This is a genomic window from Bradyrhizobium sp. 6(2017) (genome assembly GCF_011058295.2).
Classification (GTDB): Bacteria; Pseudomonadota; Alphaproteobacteria; order Rhizobiales; family Xanthobacteraceae; genus Bradyrhizobium; species Bradyrhizobium septentrionale.
Genome location: NZ_CP049289.2, coordinates 3,559,785 through 3,574,994, shown reverse-complemented (window position 1 = coordinate 3,574,994; position 15,210 = coordinate 3,559,785). Strand labels below are relative to the sequence as shown.

At 65.7% G+C, this 15,210-nt stretch carries 17 protein-coding genes; 9 read left to right on the top strand and 8 right to left on the bottom strand.

From position 1 onward, the window contains the following. Window positions 1-120: 120 nt before the first annotated feature. Entirely contained in the window at window positions 121-657 is a 537-nt protein-coding gene (locus G6P99_RS16650; protein WP_165128751.1) for a YcgN family cysteine cluster protein, read from the bottom strand. Between the two features lie 287 nt (window positions 658-944). Between G6P99_RS16650 and G6P99_RS16645 the strand changes: the two genes are divergently transcribed. From G6P99_RS16645 to G6P99_RS16635, 3 genes are read left to right on the top strand one after another with little or no spacing between them, the layout of a single operon-like run. Next, complete coding sequence (locus G6P99_RS16645; protein WP_029082049.1) at window positions 945-3,224, top strand: transglycosylase domain-containing protein; 2,280 nt, start codon at window positions 945-947, stop codon at window positions 3,222-3,224. A gap of 1 nt (window position 3,225) precedes the next feature. After that, complete coding sequence (locus G6P99_RS16640; RefSeq protein WP_029082050.1) at window positions 3,226-3,804, top strand: DUF1214 domain-containing protein; 579 nt, start codon at window positions 3,226-3,228, stop codon at window positions 3,802-3,804. Beyond that, window positions 3,801-4,421 (top strand): DUF1254 domain-containing protein, encoded by a 621-nt coding sequence (locus G6P99_RS16635; protein WP_029082051.1) that lies wholly within the window; start codon window positions 3,801-3,803, stop codon window positions 4,419-4,421. Before G6P99_RS16640 ends, G6P99_RS16635 begins: the two co-directional genes overlap by 4 nt. Here the strand turns inward: G6P99_RS16635 and G6P99_RS16630 are convergent. Then, window positions 4,418-5,260, bottom strand: a complete 843-nt coding sequence (locus tag G6P99_RS16630; RefSeq protein ID WP_029082052.1) for an MBL fold metallo-hydrolase — start codon at window positions 5,258-5,260, stop codon at window positions 4,418-4,420. The two genes, G6P99_RS16635 and G6P99_RS16630, sit on opposite strands and share 4 nt — an antisense overlap. 91 nt (window positions 5,261-5,351) lie before the next feature. On the opposite strand from G6P99_RS16630, the gene G6P99_RS16625 reads away from it, so the two are divergent. Next, window positions 5,352-6,212 carry a LysR family transcriptional regulator gene (locus G6P99_RS16625; protein ID WP_029082053.1) on the top strand — a complete coding sequence of 287 codons (861 nt, stop codon included), beginning with the start codon at window positions 5,352-5,354 and terminating at the stop codon, window positions 6,210-6,212. Here G6P99_RS16625 and G6P99_RS16620 read toward each other — a convergent pair. Both G6P99_RS16620 and G6P99_RS16615 read right to left on the bottom strand, forming a co-directional pair. Beyond that, the gene (locus tag G6P99_RS16620; protein WP_029082054.1) at window positions 6,209-6,976 is read right to left on the bottom strand and encodes a hypothetical protein; all 768 of its coding nucleotides are present in this window, start codon (window positions 6,974-6,976) and stop codon (window positions 6,209-6,211) included. The two genes, G6P99_RS16625 and G6P99_RS16620, sit on opposite strands and share 4 nt — an antisense overlap. A 16-nt stretch (window positions 6,977-6,992) precedes the next feature. Beyond that, complete coding sequence (locus G6P99_RS16615; protein ID WP_029082055.1) at window positions 6,993-7,187, bottom strand: hypothetical protein; 195 nt, start codon at window positions 7,185-7,187, stop codon at window positions 6,993-6,995. Between the two features lie 296 nt (window positions 7,188-7,483). On the opposite strand from G6P99_RS16615, the gene G6P99_RS16610 reads away from it, so the two are divergent. After that, window positions 7,484-8,416, top strand: a complete 933-nt coding sequence (locus G6P99_RS16610; RefSeq protein ID WP_156928683.1) for a DUF2336 domain-containing protein — start codon at window positions 7,484-7,486, stop codon at window positions 8,414-8,416. Here G6P99_RS16610 and G6P99_RS16605 read toward each other — a convergent pair. After that, window positions 8,413-8,757 carry a DUF1491 family protein gene (locus G6P99_RS16605; protein ID WP_165128749.1) on the bottom strand — a complete coding sequence of 115 codons (345 nt, stop codon included), beginning with the start codon at window positions 8,755-8,757 and terminating at the stop codon, window positions 8,413-8,415. The two genes, G6P99_RS16610 and G6P99_RS16605, sit on opposite strands and share 4 nt — an antisense overlap. Window positions 8,758-8,972: 215 nt before the next feature. Here G6P99_RS16605 and G6P99_RS16600 point away from each other — a divergent pair, with 215 nt between their 5' ends. Together G6P99_RS16600 and G6P99_RS16595 are read left to right on the top strand one after the other, a co-directional pair. Continuing rightward, a complete protein-coding gene (locus tag G6P99_RS16600; RefSeq protein WP_246709552.1) occupies window positions 8,973-10,052 on the top strand; it encodes a hypothetical protein in 1,080 nt (359 codons plus the stop codon). Further along, a complete protein-coding gene (locus tag G6P99_RS16595) occupies window positions 9,959-10,615 on the top strand; it encodes an ankyrin repeat domain-containing protein (protein WP_246709551.1) in 657 nt (218 codons plus the stop codon). Before G6P99_RS16600 ends, G6P99_RS16595 begins: the two co-directional genes overlap by 94 nt. Before the next feature lie 69 nt (window positions 10,616-10,684). On the opposite strand, the gene G6P99_RS16590 is transcribed toward G6P99_RS16595, so the two are convergent. Both G6P99_RS16590 and G6P99_RS16585 read right to left on the bottom strand, forming a co-directional pair. Then, entirely contained in the window at window positions 10,685-11,425 is a 741-nt protein-coding gene (locus tag G6P99_RS16590; RefSeq protein ID WP_029082059.1) for a peptidoglycan-binding domain-containing protein, read from the bottom strand. After that, the gene (locus G6P99_RS16585; RefSeq protein WP_035977191.1) at window positions 11,418-13,226 is read right to left on the bottom strand and encodes a PAS domain-containing sensor histidine kinase; all 1,809 of its coding nucleotides are present in this window, start codon (window positions 13,224-13,226) and stop codon (window positions 11,418-11,420) included. Before G6P99_RS16585 ends, G6P99_RS16590 begins: the two co-directional genes overlap by 8 nt. Window positions 13,227-13,660: 434 nt before the next feature. Between G6P99_RS16585 and G6P99_RS16580 the strand changes: the two genes are divergently transcribed. Continuing rightward, window positions 13,661-14,044 carry a DUF5330 domain-containing protein gene (locus G6P99_RS16580; RefSeq protein ID WP_029082061.1) on the top strand — a complete coding sequence of 128 codons (384 nt, stop codon included), beginning with the start codon at window positions 13,661-13,663 and terminating at the stop codon, window positions 14,042-14,044. 153 nt (window positions 14,045-14,197) lie between these two features. Then, entirely contained in the window at window positions 14,198-14,629 is a 432-nt protein-coding gene (locus G6P99_RS16575) for a SufE family protein (RefSeq protein WP_029082062.1), read from the top strand. 4 nt (window positions 14,630-14,633) lie between these two features. Here the strand turns inward: G6P99_RS16575 and G6P99_RS16570 are convergent, their stop codons facing one another. Next, window positions 14,634-15,047 carry a MucR family transcriptional regulator gene (locus G6P99_RS16570; RefSeq protein WP_029082063.1) on the bottom strand — a complete coding sequence of 138 codons (414 nt, stop codon included), beginning with the start codon at window positions 15,045-15,047 and terminating at the stop codon, window positions 14,634-14,636. Window positions 15,048-15,210 lie beyond the last annotated feature (163 nt).

Here is a 15,210-nt window from a genome sequence, read left to right as displayed (position 1 = left end):
GAATCATTCTCTGCTTCGCAATTTATGCAGCAAATCGATGCTGAGGCAGGCACCCCAGCGCATGGGTGCATCCCGCCGCGACCTTCTCGCGATGACGTGATCGCGGCGCTCGTTGCGACGTCACGCCTTGGTCGTCTTGCCCAGCGCTTTCGGCCGCTTCTTCAGCCGTGCTTGCTTCGGCAACAATCCCGGCCAGCGCACGATATGATCCTCGAGATCGGCGTCGTTGACGTCGATCTCGGTGCCCTGCACCCGCCCGCGCACCGAGACGCCGGCTTCATGAACGGTGTTGGGATCGCCCGAGATCAAAGGGTGCCACCAATAGAGGTCCCGCCCCTCGGCCACGAGCCGGTAGCCGCAGCTCGGCGGCAGCCAGTTCAGGGTCCGGACGTTTTCGGGCGTCAGGCGGACGCAATCCGGAACCTGGTCGGAGCGGTTCGGATAGTCCTTGCAGGTGCACAGGCCGGCATCGAGCAGCTTGCAGGAGATATGGGTGAAATAGATCTTGCCGGTGTCCTCGTCCTCGAGCTTCTCCAGGCAGCAACGTGCGCAGCCGTCACACAGGCTCTCCCATTCGGCGTTAGACATCTGTTCCAACGTCTTGGTTTTCCAGAAGAATCCCTCCTGGTCCGACGGGCGTTTGGGCGGTGCGGTCATGATATCCCTGACATGGCGGTGCAGCTCTTCTTGGGATGCCGGCGCCGGCTCCGCAAGGGGGTGCACCTGCGGGGTCGCAAAAGCCGGTGGGCAGCGTTAGGGCTTTCATCAAATTCACCAGCCGCGCCATTGGTTTATGGCAGCCGCTCGGATAGAACAACGAACGAGTCCCCAACGACGCAAAAGCGCCTTGGGATTGCCGCAACATCGAAGCAAGACGCTGGCCTGTGCCCGTTTTGGGCAGGCGCAGCGCTGTCGAACTGATCAAGGGTCCGGTCCGCCAGATCATGCCGTCGCATTGGAAACAGAAGGTCCGGAACTTCTTCCTGGACCTCGATGCGCGTATCGACTCGACGCTGTTCTCGTCGGGCAAGGGCCTGCGCGAGCTTTACGAACGCTATTCCACCTTCATGGACCGCTTCTATGTCGGCCGCTGGAAGCGCTGGGTGTTCATCGAGCCGCTGTCGGAAGCCGCGACCATCGGGCTCGGCGGCATGATCCTGATGCTGACGCTCGCGATCCCCGCCTTCCGCGAGACCGCCGACGAGGATTGGCTGAAGAAGTCCGATCTCGCGGTGACGTTCCTCGACCGCTACGGCAACCCGATCGGCAGCCGCGGTATCAAGCACAACGACTCGATCCCGCTGGAAGATTTTCCGGACAATCTGATCAAGGCGACGCTGGCGACCGAAGACCGCCGCTTCTACGACCATTTCGGCATCGACTTTCCGGGCCTCGCCCGCGCGCTCGTCACCAACGCGCAGGCCGGCGGCGTCCGCCAGGGCGGCTCGTCGATCACCCAGCAGCTCGCCAAGAACCTGTTCCTGAACAACGAGCGCACCATCGAACGCAAGGTGAAGGAAGCCTTCCTCGCGATCTGGCTCGAGACGCGCCTCACCAAGAACGAGATATTAAAACTCTATCTCGACCGCGCCTATATGGGCGGCGGCACTTTCGGCGTCGACGGCGCGGCGCATTTCTACTTCAACAAGTCGGTGCGCGACGTGAACCTCGCGGAGGCCGCGATGCTCGCCGGCCTGTTCAAGGCGCCGACCAAATACGCCCCGCACATCAACCTGCCCGCGGCACGCGCTCGCGCCAACGTCGTGCTCGACAATTTGGTCGATGCCGGCTTCATGACCGAGGGCCAGGTGTTCGGCGCCCGCCGCAATCCGGCGGTCGCGGTCGACCGGCGTGACGAGAATTCGCCGAACTACTATCTCGACTACGCCTTCGACGAGATGCGCAAGCTGGTCGACACCTTCCCGAAATCCTACACCGAGCGCGTCTTCGTGGTCCGCACCGCGATCGACATGAACGTGCAGAAGGCGGCCGAGGAAGCGATCGAGAATCAGCTCCGGCAGTTCGGGCGTGATTATCACGCGACGCAGGCGGCGACCGTGGTGTCCGATCTCGACGGCGGCATCCGCGCCATGGTCGGCGGACGCGACTACGGTGCGAGCCAGTTCAACCGCGCCGTCGACGCCTATCGGCAGCCCGGTTCGTCGTTCAAGCCCTACGTCTACACCACGGCGCTGCTGAACGGCTTCACGCCGAACTCGAAGATCGTCGACGGCCCGGTCTGCATCGGCAACTGGTGCCCGCAGAACTATGGCCACTCCTATTCCGGCTCGGTGACGCTAACGCAGGCAATCACCCGCTCGATCAACGTGGTGCCGGTCAAGCTTTCGATCGAGCTCGGCAAGAACATTGGCGGCCCGAAGGCCGGCCGCGCCAAGATCATCGAGGTCGCGCGCCGCTTCGGCCTCAAGGCGCCGCTGCCCGACACGCCGTCGCTGCCGATCGGCTCCGACGAAGTCACGGTGATCGAGCATGCGGTGGCGTATGCGACCTTCCCGAACCGCGGCAAGGCGGTGACGCCGCATTCGGTGCTCGAGGTGCGCACCGGCGCCGGCGACCTGGTGTGGCGCTGGGACCGCGACGGGCCGAAGCCGCGGCAGGCCATTCCGCCGAATATCGCCGCCGACATGGCCGGCATGATGAGCCACGTGGTCAGCGAAGGCACCGCGCGCCGCGCCGCGCTCGACGGCATTCCGACCGCGGGCAAGACCGGCACCACCAACGCGTATCGCGATGCCTGGTTCGTCGGCTACACCGGCAACTTCACCTGCGCGGTCTGGTACGGCAATGACGACTATTCACCGACCAACCGCATGACCGGCGGCTCGCTGCCGGCGCAGACCTGGCACGACATCATGGTCGCCGCGCATCAGGGTGTTGAGGTGAAAGAACTCAACGGCGTCGGCATGGGCCAGAAGCTGCCGCCGCAGCCGGTGCAGGCCAATGCCCAGGCCAACGCCGCGCCGCGCATATTGGAGACCAAGCCGGGTCCGCCGCCGGTGCTGACCAAACGCGGCGCCGACATCCTGGTGCGGGTCGAGAAGCTGCTCGACGACGCGGCCAAGACCGCCAACAAGACCACACTGAACGAGCCCTCGAAGGCCGGCAAGCCGGAATCCTCGAGCGCGCTGGCGTTCCCCGAAAATTACATTGCCGCGGCCGGGCCGGACGGCGCGACAACAATTCCTGCGCCACGCAAGAACTGACGTGCGGCTCCTCCTCACCACCCTGCTGGCCCTCGTCATCGCCACCGCCGTCGGCCTCGGCCTGACCTACGCGACGGCGACGCGCGGCACCGATCTCGGCACCTTGAAGATCGGCGCCTGGACTGCGCGGCCGAAAAACGGCACCTCCGACGTCGACCCCTATTCGCGCGCCACCATCGCGCGCAGCGGCGAATTGCCGATCGGCACCGGCGACGGCATCGCGTTCTCGGCGACATCAGACGACAAGAACAAACCGCTCGACGGCCGCTGCGACATCGTGGTCAGCGGCGTGACGCCGGCGGCGCGGTTCTGGACGCTGACGCTGTTCGACCGCAAGGGCCATCTGGTCGCCAACTCGCTGCAGCGCTACGGCTTCACCAGTCAGGAGATCATGCGCGCCTCCGACGGCACGTTCGAGATCCACATCGCCTCGCGCTCGCGCGCCGGCAACTGGCTGCCGACCGGCGGCATCGAGCGCTACGCGCTGATGCTGCGCCTCTACGACACGCCGGTCGGGGTCGCGACCCGCACCCAGCGCGACGCGCCGATGCCCTCGATCGCAACCACGGGCTGCCCATGATCCGGCTGCTGTTCACCATCCTCGCAGGCGTGCTGCTCGGCGGCGTGGTGCATCTTGTCAGCGTGCTGGCGCTGCCGCGCATCGCCTCGCAGGACGCCTATTCGCGGCTGACGCCGATGACCAAGCTCAACGAGGTGACGCAGCTGCCGCTGGCCGACCCGACCCACTCGCCGATGCCGCTGATGGATCCGGCGTTCGCGATGGCGATCTGCCGCTACGATCTCTCCAGCGCGCCGCTGAAGCTCACCGTGCCGGTCAGCCAGGCCTACACGTCGGTGTCGTTCTACACCCGCAACGAGGTCGCCTATTACGCCATCAACGACCGCTCCGCCGGCAAGAAGGTGATCGAGCTCTATTTGATGACCGAAGCGCAGCACAACGAGCTGCCGGAGGACGAGGAAGTCACCGCCGCCGACCGGCTGATCATCGACTCCCCGACATCAACCGGCCTGATCCTGCTGAAGGCGCTGGCGCCGGAGCCCGGCCTGATGCCGCAGGCGCAGGCCTCGCTCGCGGCCTCCTCCTGCAAGCCGCAAACCGAGCCGGTCGCGGCCAAGCAGGAGGCGCCGCCGCCGCTGCCCGCGCCGGCACCACCGCCCGCGGCGCGCAAGCGCTAGCTCGCCGCCAGCGCGTGCCGGCCGCAGCGGCAGGTCTCGTAGTCGACGGGATCGTGGCTGTTGACGATGGTGATGCTGGCGCCGTGCACAGCCTTCAATTGGCGCAGCCGCTCCTGGTTCTGGATGCGCGTCGCGCGATCCATGTCCGCGCGCCGCTGGAACATGCCGAGCACCAGCGGGATCCGCGGCCTGGCGTCGAGCTGGGCGTGATGGAAATAGGCATCGCCGGCGTGTAGCAGCCACCTGTCCTTGTAGCGCACCGCGATCCCGCAATGGCCGAGCGTGTGCCCCGGCAGCGGGATCATCAGGATATCCGGCTCGCGGTCGCCGAGCGCGCGCACGCCCTTGAAACCGAACCAGTCCTCGCCATCGGCGTCGTAGAACGCCCAGTCCGGCCCGTGCTGCCACTGTGCCGTGATGTAGCGTCCTTGCGGCGGCGCGACCTGATGCGTCACCGCCATGTCGTATTCGTTGCGATGGACATGCACCTTGGCCTTCGGAAAGTCCGGCACGCCGCCGGCATGGTCGCGATCGAGATGCGTCAGCAGCAGATGGCGCACGTCATCAGGCGAGAAGCCGAGCGCCTTCACCTGCTGGACGGCGGTCTCGGCTGGATCGAGCCGCGGCGTCGTCTGCCGCACCCATTTGCGTCCGAGCCGCGGCGGGTCGGCGATATCGCCGAGCCCGATCCCGGTGTCGACCAGCACGAGGCCGTCATTGCTCTCGACCAGCAGGCAGTGACAGACCATCCGCGCCCGCTGGAAGATGCTGCCGCTGCCGTTCACGAGCCGCTTGCCGATCGGGCACATGGTGCCGGTGTTGAGATGGTGGATGCGCATGACCAGTCCTCCGCTGAATTCAGCGCAGGCTTGCCACCCGCCTTTCCATAGGTAAAATATTGTCTCTCTATCTATACGATAGGATGTATCTATGGATATCCGCGAACTCCGCTATTTCGCCGCGGTCTACCGCGAGCGCAACCTGACCGCCGCGGCGAAGCGCTGCTTCATCTCGCAGCCGTCGATCTCGGCGGCGATCACCAATCTCGAGGCCGAGCTCGGCACCACTCTGTTCATCCGGCACAAGAAGGGCATGGCCCCGACCGAGTCAGCCGCGCAGTTTCACGGCATCGCCCGCAAGATCATCGACGAGGCGGACGCGGCGCGGAACCTGTTTCGCAAGCCCGCGACGCGGCAGGCGCTGACGCTCGGCCTGTTGCGGACGCTCGATCAGGCCCGCACCATCGCGCTGCTGAAGCCGTTGACGGGCCATGCCGACCTCGCGCTCCGGCTGGTCGGCGCCAATGAGAAGGCCGACGCGCGGATCGTCGCAAAAACCATGATCACCGCCGGCGAGCACTTCATCCCGCTCTGGAGCGAGCGCTATGTCGCGGCATTGCCGCCGTCGCATCCCCTGACGTTGAAGGAGACGCTACGGACCACCGACTTCGCCGGCGTTTCGATGATCGATCGTTGCCATTGCGAGCAGCAGGAATTCTTCAAGCGCACGTCACCGCCCCGCAGACCGGTGGCGATCGCGGAATCCGAGGAATGGGCGATGGCGCTGGTGGCGGCCGGGGTCGGGGTTGCGATCGTCCCCGAAGGCGTGGCGCGCGGCAATCCTGATGTCGCGGTGCGGGCGCTCGATACCGACGTGACGCGCCAGGTCGGCCTCGCCTATCCCGCGGCCCACCCGCCATCGGATGCGCTGAAGGCGTTCATCGCGAGCCTGCCGCAGCAACCGAGCAGTCGCCGCGTCAGATCAACAACGAGGAAAGCGAAGCGGGCCTAGCCCTTCGTCACCACGGCCTGGCCGGCAACCGGCGCGGACACCAGCGGCGCATTGGCGGTGAGCCGGGCGAGTTCGTTGATCTGGCGTTCGGCGTCCGCGGCCATGCCGTCGGGCGCCTGGATCACCAGCCGCTCCAGCGCCCAGCGATAGGACGCGATCCGCCGCTCCAGGCTCTGCCCGACCCATTGCACGATCAGCGTGTTCTCTTCCATCCGCGCGACCGCATCAGCGCGCTCGCGCGGCGACACGTCCGCGATCATCTTGAGGCTGGCATTGCGCTTGCGGTCGAGCTCGATCACCTGGATCGCGACGGCGAAGAACGGCTCGAACCGGGTGATGTCGTCGCGGACCTCGTCGATCAAGAGCGAATAGCGCGAGGCGAATGAACGATGCGGCTCGTCGATCAGATTGCGGCCATACGCCGTGCGGTCGAACACGACCCTCTGCCGCCAGGGCGCAGGCAGCGGCTGGTAGTCGCCGAACACGCTCTTCCACGCCGGACGCGACAGCGGCGGCTCGATGAATTGGTAGGCGAGATCGCGCAGCTGACGTTCGTGTTCAGTGAGCTGGAATTGCGAGGCGTTCTTGCCGACGCTGCCGTTCGCCTCCGCACCCATCCAGCGATGCATGTCGTCGTTGCGGAAATCGGCGCGGGTGCGGCCGAAATCGCCGCCGCTGCAGCCCGCGAGCGCCGAGCCCGCCAGCAGCAGGATCAGCGCCGGGAATGGCCGCCACGCGGCGATCCGCTGCACAAGCTCCGGCATTGCACGATGCCCGCGATCAGGAGCGACGTCGGCGACGGCGGCCCTGCGCAGTGCCCTGCTCCGGTCCGCGATCACCACCGGTCTCCTCCGTCGTTCGCTCGATCCGGACGACGGGAAGGATCAGCACGGTCCCCATGCCTTCGCCGGCAGCACCGGCCATGCTCGGCCGCCGCGCAGCCGCATCCGCCGGAAACTCAACGATGGTGCCCATGTTCCGCTCTCTCTGGCCCCGCACGGACATGATTTGCCCCGCGCCTGCCGAGTTAAGAACGCGCATGGTTAATGACATCTTAAGCCGCCGATACGGACGGTTACGGATATGGCGCTGTGCCTTAATGGACACGCGCAAATGCGAGCATTCGCCTTCACGGCTTGTTTTCCTTAACCGGCTCTTAAAACAGCCTGCGTAGGCTCGCTGCCACAAGGTTTTCAAACCGATTCCTTACTGGCAAGTCGCGTACGCCCGAGATGAGCGCAGCTCCGTTATTTCCTGGTTTCGATGGGCTGATGACGCTCTCCCGCCGCGAGGGCGTCGACATCCGCCCCACTTTGCTGCGCGTCCTGACCGACCTCTATGTGCAGGCCAGCGCACACTCGGCGGACGAAGAGCGCCAGTTCGTCGAGCTGACCTCGCGCCTGATCGACGAGGTCGACGACGCGACACGCGCCGCCGTGCGCGCGCGGCTTGCGATCTATCCGGCAACGCCCGCTGGGATCATGGACAAGCTCGGGCTACGGCGCGGCGGTCCAGACCAGCCGATGCCGGCTGCCGGTCCAATTCCCGCGCCGTCACCGTCAGCGCTGCCCGCCAAGATTCCGACCGAAGCCGAGCTGCGGATGGCGGCGAGCCTCGCGATGCGGCCGAACGATGCCGCCGAGATCTCCGACATGTTCTTTGCCGCCAACGCGAAGGAACGCACGCAGATCCTGCACAATCTGCAGGAGACGCCGCTGAAGGCGGCGGCGCGGATTCCGGCCGCCCGCGCCACGCGGGCGATCCATATCCTGGAGATGGCGGCGTTTGCCGAAGACATCGATAATTTCACGCTCGAACTCGGCGAGGCGCTGATCCTGCCGTCGCGGATCGCTGCCGACGTGGTGAATGATCCCGGCGGCGAGCCGCTCGCCTGCGCAATGCGGGCGCTCGATGTGTCGAGCGCCGCGTTCCAGCGCATCCTGATGTTCCTCAATCCGGAAGCTGGCTCGTCGGTCAACTATGTCTACCGCCTGTCGCGGCTGTACGATCATCTGAGCGAGCGCTCGGCGCTGGTGATGCTGGCGGCGTGGCGCGGCTCGACCATGGCGGTGGCGCGCGCCAAGTATCGCTCGTCGCTCTACGACGATGAGCGCCATCGCGTGCGTGCAGCAGCCTCGCAGACGCGATCCGCGGTGCAGCCCGGCAGCGCGCCCGCCGTTCGCAACCAGAAGTCCGGAAGTTAGCCTTTCGCCAGATCGAGAAAGTGCCGCCCGGCGCGGTCCTCGGTCTCGACGATCCAGGCGTCGGGATCGAAGCGCAGCTCCTTGGTCAAGCGTTCGTCGACCGACGGCTCGGACACCGGCTGCGGTGCCGCCGGCACGAACAGCCGCTCCGCCGGACGGCTGTCGTCATAGACCGTCTGCGGCGCCGGCGCGTACAACATCGCGTTGCCGTCCATCAGCGCCACCTTGACGAAGACGGCACCGGCCTCCTCCGCGCCCTTCTTGCGGATCGCGCCGAACACGCCCTCGGTCTGGCAGCGGCGCAGATAGGCCGCCACCCAAATACTTGTTTTCAATCGCATGCGCAGACCTATAGGCCAGCGGCGTGACGCCGTCCAATCGCCGCACGCCAAACGGCGGGTTGACCGTCGCGCCGGCCGCTCATATCCTCAGCTTGCGGTGCAAGCCGCGCCCGGGTCCACGGGAAGGGTTGAACCCACTTGCAACATTGAAGCGGCAAATCAAGCCTTTGTGCAGCCGGTTTTGTGGACCATCGGCGTGATGCACGGAGGTTTCCATGGACCGATCGCGCGCGCGATTGAATCTCGAACATCTGAAGAAGCAGGCCAAGGAGCTGATCCGCCTTTACCGGCGGCAGACGCCAGAGGCTTACGCCCGTTTCCGCCACGCGCTTCCGGCCGCGGCCGGGCGCAGCGACGCCGACATCGCCGCACTCAATCTGCGGCTCCACGACGCGCAGTCCTGCGTGGCACGCGATCTTGGTTTTGCGTCGTGGCCGGACCTGCGGCGTTACGTCGAGACGCAATTGCCGCCCGGCAAAAGCAGGGACGATCGCGTGCGGCGATGGCTGCAGCTGGTCTATGCCGCCGACGTCGACGGCACCACCAATCGCGCCAATCCGCGCGTTGCGGTACGGATGCTCGCAGAGGATCCCGGTCTTGCCGCCGATGATCCCTATCTCGCCTGCGCCATTGGCGATGAAGAAACGATACGGCGCACCGCAGCCGATGATCCGGCATGGGTCAACCGTCCCGGTGGTCCGCTCAAGCTGCCGCCGCTGGTCGCGGTCACGCATTCCAGCCTGCTGCAGATTCCGGAATTTCAGCCGCGGCTGCATCGCTGCGCGCGCCTGTTGCTGCAGGCCGGTGCCGATCCGGACCAGCACATCGGCAGCCGCTGGCCGCCGGGATCGCTCGCTGCGCCCGATGACAGCAATCCGCTGTCGGCCCTGTATGGCGCCGCGGGGCGCAATCACGATCTCGAGCTGACCAGGCTTTTGCTCGAAGCGGGCGCCAATCCCAACGACAATGAATCGCTGTACCACTCGCTGGAAGGTTTCGTGACGACCGGCGTGTTGCTCGCGCATGGCGCACGGATCGCCGGCACCAATTCGATGTACAAGGTGCTCGACGACGAGAACGTGGCGGCGCTCGAATTGCTGTTGCAGCATGGCGGAGATCCAAACGAGCCCGCCCGCAACGCGCCGTTGACCGATTGCGGCTCGCCGCTGATGTGGGCGATCCGGCGGCGGCGGTCGCGGACGTGCATCGCGGCCTTACTCGACGCGGCGCCGACCCGCACATCACGACACCGGACGGTCTCAGCGCCTACCGTTACGCCCTGCAATTCGGACTGACCGAGGTCGCCGAGCTGCTGCGGGAGCGCACCGGTGCCGAGACGCTGGCCGATGACGAACGCTTCGTCGCAGCGTGCAGCAGCGGCGACGCGCGTGAAGCGCGGCGGATCCAGGCCAGCCGGCCCGACCTTCCCGGCGCGCTTTCACCACAGCAATTGCGCCTGCTTCCGGAGCTCGCCGCCGCAGGCGGCGACGACGCGGTGCGGCTGATGGTCGAGCTGGGCTGGCCCATCACGGTGCGCGGCGGCGACTGGGATGGCTCGGCGCTCAATCACGCCGTATTCCGCGGCAACGCCGCGCTGACGCGCTTCCTGCTCGAGCACGGCGCGGAGTGGACCGAGCAGCACGGCTTTGGCGACAACGCGTCCGGCAGCCTGTCGTGGGCCTCCTGCAATGAGCCGGTCAGCGGCGGCGATTGGGTGGGCTGCGCGCACGCCCTGCTCGATCACGGCATGCCACGCGCCGTCCCGGATCGCGACGATCCGGAATGGGTGCTGCTTGCCGGCCGGAAGAAGCTGTTCTCCGACGAGGTCAGGGACGTTCTGCTGGGCGAAGCTGTCTGACGACAGTTCAACGCGTCGAGGAGAGACGTCATGGCCGGATGACACCCGGCCATGACGAGAGGACAAAGCCTAGTCGATCGAATGCCCAATCATCACGCTGAGTTCGTGCACCAGGCGATCGGACATCTGCCCGGTCACCGGCAGCTTGCGGGCGCGCTCGAACTTCGCGATTGCAGTCTGCGTGTCCGCGCCGATCGTTCCGGTCGGCTTGAGCTGGCCGTAGCCATATTCGGTCAGCGTACGCTGGACCGCCGCGATGCGCTTGCCCGCCGGGCTCAGATGCGACGTCGGGATCGGTGCCGGCGGACGAATGACGCTCGACGGTGCGGCGGCCGGCGGCGCGGCGGTCGACTTCATCACCAGGCTCGCCATCGGATCGACCGGCTTCGCTTCAACCGGCTTGGGTTCGGCGGATCTTGCTTCAACGGATTTGGATTCGACTGGCCTCGCTTCAACCGCTTTGGTCTCCACCGGCTTCACCTCGACCGGCCGGGGCGGCTCCAGGGCAGCGGCGGCCTCCGCCGGGCGCGGGCGCGGCAACGGACTGGCGGCCGCTACAGGCGGTGCCGGCGGCAGCGTCACGACCGAACCGCCGAACATCGGCGACGGATGGCGGCCGGCCTGCAGGAACAGCGCATTGATCAGGATTGCAACGATGGCGGAAACGGCCAGCACACCCGCGACGAGATCCTTCGGACTGTGCAGCAGCAGACGCAGCACGAGGCCACGTTCCTCGGCCGCGATGGCCACTGCCTTGGCGCCGCGGCGACGGCGCGGCGTTTCATCGTCATCCAAAGTCTGTCTAGGCACTCTTCTTCACCTGATGGGTTTGCTCTTGTAATCCGGACCGCAGCGCGGGCTTCAGGGTCGAGACATTGCTGGACGGCTCGACGGCGGCCGGCGGGGTGAACGCCAGCGGCAGCGCGACTGACACAATTGTGCCCTCGCCGACCTTGCTCTCCAGGTTCATTTCGCCGTTATGCAGGCCCACCAGTCCCTTGACGATGGACAGGCCAAGGCCGGTGCCTTCGTGGCGGCGCTGATAGGTCTTGCCGGCCTGGAAGAACGGATCGCCGATCCGCTTGAGATCGTCTGCGGCGATGCCGACGCCGGTGTCCGAGACACACAGCAGCAGGCGCGATCCCTCGACGGCGGCCGATACCGTCACCTTGCCGCCGCGCTCGGTGAACTTGATGGCGTTGGAGACCAGATTGAGGACGATCTGCTTGAACGCGCGCGGATCGCCGTTCACGATCGGCAGATCGTCGGGCACCCGGGTGACGAGGTCGACACCGCTCTCGCGTGCCTTCAGCGCCACCAGATTGCAGCAATTGAGCAGCGCCGGCCGCGGCGCAAACGGCTCCGGCGAAATCTCGAAATTGCCGGACTCCATCTTCGACATGTCGAGGATGCCGTTGACGACGGACAACAGATGCTGGCCGGAGTCGTTGATGAGCTGCGCGTATTCCTTGCGGCGGGCCGCATCGAGCCCGAGCACGTCTTCCTGCGCGATCATCTCGGAGAAGCCGATGATGGCGTTGAGCGGGGTCCGCAGTTCGTGGCTCATGGTGGCGAGGAAGCGCGTCTTCGAGGCATCGGCCTGCTCGGCCGCGTTGCGCGCCTGTTCCAGCGCCTGCTCCTGCACCTTGCGATCGGTAACATCGCGGATCACCGCGACGACCTCGGCATCGGTGGCGGTCTGCTCCAGCGGACGGCAGCGCATCTCGGCCCAGATGAATTCGGCGGTCTCGCCGCGCGCGGCGTCGCGGCGCACCCGGAACTCGACGCTGCGGGACTCGCCGCGTGCCGCGTCCGACAGCGCGGTGAGATAGGCCGGGCGATCGGCGACATGAACGCGGTCGAACAGGCCATGGCCCAACAGCCGCGATGCCGGCACGCCGAGCATGATCTCGGCCCCAGGCGAAATGAAGCGTACCGCGCCGTTGCGGCTGTGCCGCGACAGCACGTCGCTCATGTTGTGCGCGAGCAGGCGGTAACGTTCTTCCTCGACATAGAGCAGCGCCACGCTGGTGCGCGCCAGCGATTCTGCGCCGAAGGCGAGCCCGGCCGCATAGAAGATCGCCGACACGACGCCGAAGCCGATCAGCGTGCCGTTGGTCGCGACCGCGGGATCGGCGACCGGCAACAGGTGATAATGGCCGAGCACGCTGAGCAACGCCGCACAGATCATCGCGAGCGCGAACGCAAAGGCGACCACGCGCCGCGAGGCCGACAATGCGGCCTCGATCGGAATCACGACGAGCCAAACCGTGGCGAACGACGCGATGCCGCCGGTGGACGCCGCGATCATCATCACGAGACCCGCGAGCGCCAGCGACGACAGCACATGCGCGCCTTCATAGCGGCCGGTGCGCGACAGGAACCATGACAGCAGGATCGGCGCGATCAGCCAGGCAAATGCCGCGACCTCGATCGCTGTGGGCGCACCGCGCATCGCCAGGAAGGCCGGAAAGGAAGCGAGCGCCGCCAGGCTGCCGAGCAGCCGCGGCGCCATGAAGGCACGATGGCGCGCACGCGTCAGCGCATCATATTGCGCCGACGGATGCAGCAGCGCATCCAGGCAATCGCGGATCAGACTCAAACTACTCACAGCACTCGCGCTTCGGCTTAGTCGTCAGACAGACGCGCCGGAACGCCTCCTTGGTGATTGCAGGTCAACGTGTCAGAGCGAACTTAAGCGAACGCTAAGGCAATGCGGCCTGCTGCCAAACACCGTGCATTGGCGAGGCTTTGACGCAGCCATTCACCGCCCATTTGTCGGGGATGGTGAACGACTGGTTTCCGGATACGACGATCTATGGTTTCGAAAGGGTGGACGCAGCGCATTCTGCGCATCCGGCGCTCATCAGCCGCCATCAATCGAATATTTACGGCGAATCAATTGAGGCGAATTTTCCGCGATTTTTCGGCGGATTTACCTCAATGCAGATACTTCCGATTTATCGACCGCTGCTAAGCCTGAGGGCAATTGCGGCATCGACCGCCCAAGAAGCAAAAGACAAGATAGACGACCGGGATCGCGCCATGTTCTTCCTGCTGCGTTTGGCATTCTGGCTCGGGCTTGTGCTCGTGCTGCTGCCGAGAGACAAAACACCCGAAGCGGACAAGGTGCCGCAGATCAACGCGTCGGACGCGGTGTCGGCCGCGACGGCGACGATCAACGACATGGGCCAGTTCTGCAAGCGCCAGCCGTCCGCCTGCGAAGTCGGCGGCCAGGCCGCGACCGCGATCGGCCAGCGCGCAACCGACGGCGCGCGCAAGCTCTACCAGCTCATCACCGACAAGAAGCCGCCTGATCACACCGGCTCGATCGGCGGAGACGATACCGCGTCAGCCCTTGCCACATCCCGCGACACGCTGACAGCGGACGATCAGACGATCGAATTCCGCCTGCCGCCGACGCCGTAGGCGCAAAATGAGAGCGTTTTCGAGCGAAGTGGGTACCGGTTCGCGTCAAGAAAACAGGTCGAAACAATAATAGCCGCGGAACCGGTTCCATTTTCGTCGCTTTCGCGGCCCGCCTTCCCTATATAAGCCGTTAAGGATAGGACGCTGGCCACGATGACGACGATCGACGAAATCAGGGACAATTTTGCGCTGCTGGACGAGTGGGACGACCGCTACCGCTACGTCATCGAGCTCGGCCGCACGCTCGAGCCGTTGTCGGAAGCGGAGCACTCGGCCGAGAACAAGGTGCAGGGCTGCGTCAGCCAGGTCTGGCTGTCGAAACGGGTCGAGCGCGATGCCAATGGCAAACCCCGCCTGATCTATGTCGGCGACAGCGATGCCCACATCGTGCGCGGCCTGGTCGCGATCGTGCTGACGCTGTTTTCCGGGCATACGCCGAAGGACATCCTCGCCACCGATGCGCTCGCGCTGTTCGACGAATTCGGCTTCCGCGACCATCTGACGCCGCAGCGTTCCAACGGTCTCCGCTCGATGGTCGATCGCATCCGCAACGATGCGCGCGAGGCGCTGGCGTCCGCGGCGTAGGCTCCTACTTCCGCTTCCGGGTCTGCTGGCCCAGTCCCATCTTCTTGGCGAGTTGCGACCGCGCCACCGCGTAGTTCGGCGCCACCATCGGATAATCCGCCGGCAGACCCCATTTGTCGCGATATTGCTCCGGCGTCATGTTGTACTGGGTGCGCAGATGGCGCTTGAGCGACTTGAAGCGCTTGCCGTCTTCGAGACACACCAGATATTCCGGCGTGATCGACTTCTTCATCGACACCGCAGGCCTGGCCGGCTCGCTCGGCGTGTCGCTGCGCCCACTGGACACCCGCAGCAAGGCGGCGTGGACCTGGCTGATCAGGTTCGGAATTTCCGAGGCCGGCGTCGGATTGTTGCTGAGATAGGCCGAAACGATGCTTGCGGTCAGCTCGACCGGTGTTTTGCCTGAGATATCGGACATGGCTCAATCTTCCCCGTGCTAGCGACGGCCCGGCGCCCACCGGACAGTATCCATGTGCAGCAATACATAAATGGAATCGCGTACTACTTGGCGAATATGAGCGGATTGCAGCAAGCCTGACAAGAACGGCCGAATTTTAGGCTTCACGCCGGCGGCTCGCAAG